This window comes from Oscillibacter sp. CU971, from assembly GCF_905219725.1.
GTDB lineage: Bacteria > Bacillota > Clostridia > Oscillospirales > Oscillospiraceae > Oscillibacter.
Genome location: NZ_CAJMXG010000207.1, coordinates 1 through 5,226, shown reverse-complemented (window position 1 = coordinate 5,226; position 5,226 = coordinate 1). Strand labels below are relative to the sequence as shown.

Genomic DNA, 5,226 nt, shown 5'->3' with positions numbered 1-5,226 from the left:
TCAGACAATGCCATTGACTGGGAGCGGCATATTGAAAACCGAAAATCTGCTGTACGCTGCAAGGTGGAGCATCCTTAAAGTCTTCCACCTTGCCGGAACTCAAAACGATCCAAAGTTCTGGGAACCAGAAAAAAAGAGGAAGCCTTGAAGCACAATAGGCAAGTGATGTCAGCAGGGGGGCGATTCCCACCATTTGCACTCTGGTTTTGACCTGTTTGCTCTTGGCCAGCGGCATATGACATACGAAACCGAAAAACCGATTATCCCTTGAAATATAAGGGCCACAAGGAAAGAACGACCCTACNCAATCCGAACAACTGACAACNNTTTGTNCAGGTTGGGTAGGGTCGTTCATCATCCAAATAAACAACAAACCCGAACCCATCCCCGATAGGGAACAAGTTCGGGTTATGTTGCTTTGGAGTAAGCGGACAAAATCGATTTTTCGGCCCCCTCGGTTTTCCCCGTTCCCCTTCCGCCGCGAGTCCAGCGAAGCGAGTCGCGGTGGAAAGTGAAGAAATTCCCGCCAGAGTGCAGTTTTCGGCGAAGCCGGAAACGGAACGGTGGCGGGAATCTCTGAGCTGGTGGACCNAACTCCTCTAAATCCGAACTTTTTATGTCATCCAGGGAAATGGTCTTTGCGCCGTCCTTATAGTTGAAGGTCAAAACAATTTTATCCTCATGCACAAAAACCGCATTGACAAAGCAGTCAATCAGCCGCTGCCNCTCCTCCTCGTCGGCGGTGTCCGTGTCCCGGAACTTACGAAGGAAAAAGGCGATTTGCTCCCGTGTCAGGACAGGCCGCTTGATTTGCTCCCGCAAAACACTTTCCTCCAACTGNGCCTTTTGAGCTNCCAGCGCCGCCAAGCGCTCCTTGGTGGACGCCGTAAGAATGCCCGCTTGGATAGCGTTCAGCATGCTTTCAATGCCCTTCTCGACCTCCGCCAACTGCTTTTGAAGCAGCCGCAAGTCAAAGCTCTCATCCCCCTGCAAGTCAAGAAGCCTGTCTACATGCCGCTCCATCAAAGCATCGTCCATGACCATCAGCAGGGTTTGCTGTACGGCAAGATTTTCAATCCAATCTTTTTTGACCGCTCTCTTGTCACAGGTCTTTTTCCGTTTGGCGTTTCCGCACTTGTAATAGTGGTGAATTTTCCCGGTCTTGCTTGTCCCACTCTCCCCGGCCATCATCCGCCCGCACTTGCCGCAAAACAGTTTCGTGGTCAAAAGGTATTTGTCGGAGGCTTTCGCCATAGCCGGGGCGTGCTTGTTCTTCTCGACCCGTATCTGTACCCGGTCAAAAATCTCCTGCGGGACGATAGCCGTGACCCCGCCGGGGATANCCGTGTCACGGTAGCGAAACTCTCCAATATAGGTCCGGTTCTTCAAAAGCGTGCTGAAGCTGGAATATTTGAACGTCNGCCCCTTCCGGNTCTTNATGCCTCGTTGATTCAGGTCCGTGAGGATATTCTTTATCGTGTCCCCCTCGGCGTAGCGCTTGAAAATCTCCAGCACAACAGGGGCCGCCGCCGGGTCAAGCCGCAAACGGTGGTCCTCCAGCACATACCCAAAGGGAGGCGTCCCGCCGTTCCGGTTGCACTTCAGGGCGTTTTCGGCCTGGCCCCGGCGTATCTTCTCCGCAAGCTCGGCGGAGTAGTATTCCGCCATGCCCTCCAGCATGGATTCCAAAATGATGCCCTCCGGCCCCTCCGCTATGTGTTCCGTAGCGGAAACGGCCTTGACCCCGTTCTTTTTCAGGATGTTCTTGTAATGGGCNCTGTCAAAGCGGCTTCGGGCAAAGCGGTCCAGCTTCCAGACAAGCACGGTGTCGAACAGGCGGCGAGAGCTGTCCCGGATCATCCGCAAAAAGTCCTCCCGCTTCTCGGTTTCCTTAGAGGCGGATTTTGCCCGGTCGATGTAGGTGTCAATCACCATCAGCCCGTTTTTCTCGGCGTNGGCNCTGCNCTCCCGAATCTGGCCCTCTATGGATTCCTCCCGCTGATGGTCGGAGGAAAAGCGTGCGTAAATCACAGCGTTCATTTTTTCGATTCCTCCATCATCTGGAATAGGGTTTCTTTCAGCTTGCTGTTGAAGGGTGAGCCGGGGTCAAAGCACATTTCGATGAATTGCCGCATGTCCTCGCTGCTGGGCGGCAGGTCCGGCTTGCACTCGTACAGCTTGCCCTGGGGCTGGTCGGTCCGGCAGCATAGATAATCCATAGAAATGTCGAAGCAGTCCGCCAGCCATAGCAGGAGCTTGACGGACGGGGCCGTTTTCCCTGTTTCCGTCTTGGCAATGGTGGCCTGATTGCTTCCGCAGAGCTTTGCAAGCTCTGCTTGTGAAAGGTGGTATGTTTCCCGGAGCTGCTTGATGCGTTTCCCGATACGCTCCATGAAATCGCCTCCTTATGTATTCTATTTTAGCTCAAATTCATATTCATGTAAATTCTAAAATAGGATATTATAAATTCTTAAATATTTGCCTATGCCCCGCAGGGCATGACAACGACGGCGATTCCCATGGGGACCGGACCGCCCCACTTTTGAAGCTACCGGCGGGGAATTGCCATGGAGCGAAACCATCCGCTGGTGCCGCCGACTTGTGCCCAGGCGTCGGCGTGGCGGGCCTCCGAAGTATCAAAATACAGCATTCCATTTTGTAAACAATAACGGACTGCCCCCTGTCGTTCCAATCAAACGGTAGGAGGCAGTAAGAATTTGCTATGTTTCACTCGAAATCAGTCAGGATAGCGGGTCCATATCTCATAAAACCTGNCGTCGGATTTCTCCTTGGGGAAATAATAGGAGTTGATGCCCACGAACCCGCCTTCAAAACCGAGATCATGCACGTTCCCCTCGCAGCAATCGACCACGCATATTTCCCGGCCGCTATCATCTCGCTCCGTCTGGAGGACGCCGCTGGCGGCCGCCACGAGATGCGTGACCTTCTTGTTCTGGTCAAACAGTATCACGATATCTCCGGGCCGTATCTGGTGAATGTCCTCCACTTTTCTGGCTGGGAACTGATTGCCGCCGGTGTTCCCGCCTCCAAAAACCGCGTCGCTGACCACGCCCGCGAACCCACCGCAGGCCCGCCGCATGCTTGAGTGATACTGGTTTTCGATGGTGGACAGCGCCGAACTCATGGTCCCAAGAACCCGACCGCCGATCTCCACGCCGTCGTCCCGTAGTCCTGCGCCTTTTTCTCCATAGGTGTCCCATGGGGAGCCGGGGAAATATACCATCATCACCTCGTTTATGATCTCCTTGGCATTGTCCTCCGAAACCGCCTTTCCATTCCGAAGCCTCAGCCCGCCGCCTGATCTGTGGCTGAATCGGCGCTCGTTTGCTGTGGCGCCAATCCGAGCAGAATCCGGGTCAGCCGTTCAATCACAGCACAGCCTTGGGCACGGCTGACGGTTTTCTCGCCGCTGAAGCTGCCGTCAGGATAGCCAGAGAGCAATCCCAGCGCAAAGGAGCTTTTCACCGCCTCTCGGTATTGTTCAGGAATACTATCATAATCGGTGATTTCCTCCTGCTCCTTGCGCTTTTGGTCGTCTGTCGCCGTACGGTAATCCAAAACACCGGATATGAGCAGGGCCATGTCATAGCGTGAGAGGTCATCTCCGGCGTTTGCCTTGAATATCTCCAAATCACCGAATTTTTCATTGTCCTGAAAATACCATTATTGTCTAATGCAAACCAGTTGGGCCACCACCAGGGCTGTCCCGGGGTGTTTTCATATATACCCCATGCGTAAAATGACCGTGACAGCATCACTACAAACTGTGCGTTTGTGACATTGGCGGAGGGCAGGAAAGTCCCGTCTATATAGCCAGATACAACGCCCCTCGTAGCGGCAAGCTGAATAGCGCTATGGGCCCAATGATTCGAAGGGACATCTTTAAACTTCACCGCAGAAGCGGAAACTGCAAGGCTAGCGCAAAGAATCATGGCCAGTATCAAGGAAATAAACCTTTTCAAATACGTTTTCTCCTTAATCTCGGATTTGCGCCATCAAAGGGANTGGCCGTTACTTAAACGCCCTATACAGGAACGTCACAATCTGCCCACGGGTGCAGATTGCGTCGGGGGAGAAGGTGGTGGCTCTGGTACCCTGGGTAATGCCCTTCTCTACTGCCCAGGCAATGCCCTTTGTGAAGTCATCGGGATAGACGTCGGTAAAAGCGGTGGATTCCTTCTCTGCCGGTTTCCCCGCTGCCAACCACATGAAGTTCACCGCCCTGGCGCGGGTGCAGGGGGACGGCAGCATCTCCGCAGTAACCACCATGCCTTGACCGTTGGCCCAGCGGAGAACAGAATCACGTTCCGCCTCTCCCTCTTTCGCGCCGGGTTTGCCATTGGCCCGCCAGAGAAACGTNAAAATGTGAGAGATCGNGCAAATGTCCTTTGTCCCAAAGGTCGTTGCGGTCTTGCCGTTGGTGATGCCTTGCGCTACCGCCCAACTAATGGCCTCCGCATAGGGGGAGTCGGCGGCTACATCTGTAAAGGCAGGTTTTCCGTTAGTCGCAGGGGCGGGAGCAGAGGGGGCAATGGGCTTGCTAGAGGCGGCGGGCTTGTCGGTCGAAGAAGCGCCTGGGAAGCCGCTTTGAAGGTCCGCCGCCGTCGGCACGAAGAACGCGATCGTGTCTATAGTATCAGGGATACTGCTTCCCTCCGCGCCGCCGCCTGTGTTTATATCTTCCATTATGGAAGACGAAGATTCTAAGCAGCTCATGACATAGAACGCGTTTTCATAACCCGCGTCCTGCGCACTAAGCTGGTAATATCCATCATCCACGCCCTCAAAATACGTGAAATATTCCTCCACGACAACATACCTATTCCCGGACTTGTTCAATCCAACAATATTAGGTTCCAGCCGAATCGTCGTTGTTGTAGTGGTCTTAGTCGAACCGTTCTGTTTCGTTTCAACTCTGGCATCGGGGACTTTGATAACAGTGCCCTCCGGGACCGCATACACCGCAGTCGCTTGATGGATTGAAGATTCCTGCGGGTCCTGCAGCTCCTCGCCAGTGAAGGTATAGTAAACATAGTCCTCCGCAAAGGAAAGCCCGGCGATCTGTTCTTTGGAAATCGTGTAAAGAATGGGATTGGAAAGGGTGTAGACGTTTCTAATGTCATTAAGTTTAGGAATAAGGAGAAGATAAAGTCAAAAAAAGATGTAAAAAGGGGTTGACAAAGGAGGAAAAATGTGCGGCGAAGC

4 protein-coding genes and 1 pseudogene are annotated in these 5,226 nt (G+C 53.4%); all 5 read right to left on the bottom strand.

Annotated elements, in window-relative coordinates; all coding sequences use genetic code 11:
• Positions 1–408 precede the first annotated feature (408 nt).
• The gene (locus JX325_RS12420; RefSeq protein WP_204791430.1) at positions 409–2,040 is read right to left on the bottom strand and encodes a recombinase family protein; all 1,632 of its coding nucleotides are present in this window, start codon (positions 2,038–2,040) and stop codon (positions 409–411) included.
• Positions 2,037–2,393 (bottom strand): helix-turn-helix domain-containing protein, encoded by a 357-nt coding sequence (locus tag JX325_RS12415; protein ID WP_204791429.1) that lies wholly within the window; start codon positions 2,391–2,393, stop codon positions 2,037–2,039. Before JX325_RS12415 ends, JX325_RS12420 begins: the two co-directional genes overlap by 4 nt.
• 913 nt (positions 2,394–3,306) lie before the next feature.
• Positions 3,307–3,651 carry an S-layer homology domain-containing protein gene (locus JX325_RS12410; protein ID WP_243414074.1) on the bottom strand — a complete coding sequence of 115 codons (345 nt, stop codon included), beginning with the start codon at positions 3,649–3,651 and terminating at the stop codon, positions 3,307–3,309.
• Between the two features lie 143 nt (positions 3,652–3,794).
• Positions 3,795–3,953 (bottom strand): annotated as a pseudogene (locus tag JX325_RS18725) (S-layer homology domain-containing protein); the annotation flags it as partial.
• A gap of 79 nt (positions 3,954–4,032) precedes the next feature.
• Positions 4,033–4,830, bottom strand: coding sequence for an S-layer homology domain-containing protein (locus tag JX325_RS12400; RefSeq protein ID WP_204791426.1), 798 nt, complete (start codon positions 4,828–4,830; stop codon positions 4,033–4,035).
• Positions 4,831–5,226 lie beyond the last annotated feature (396 nt).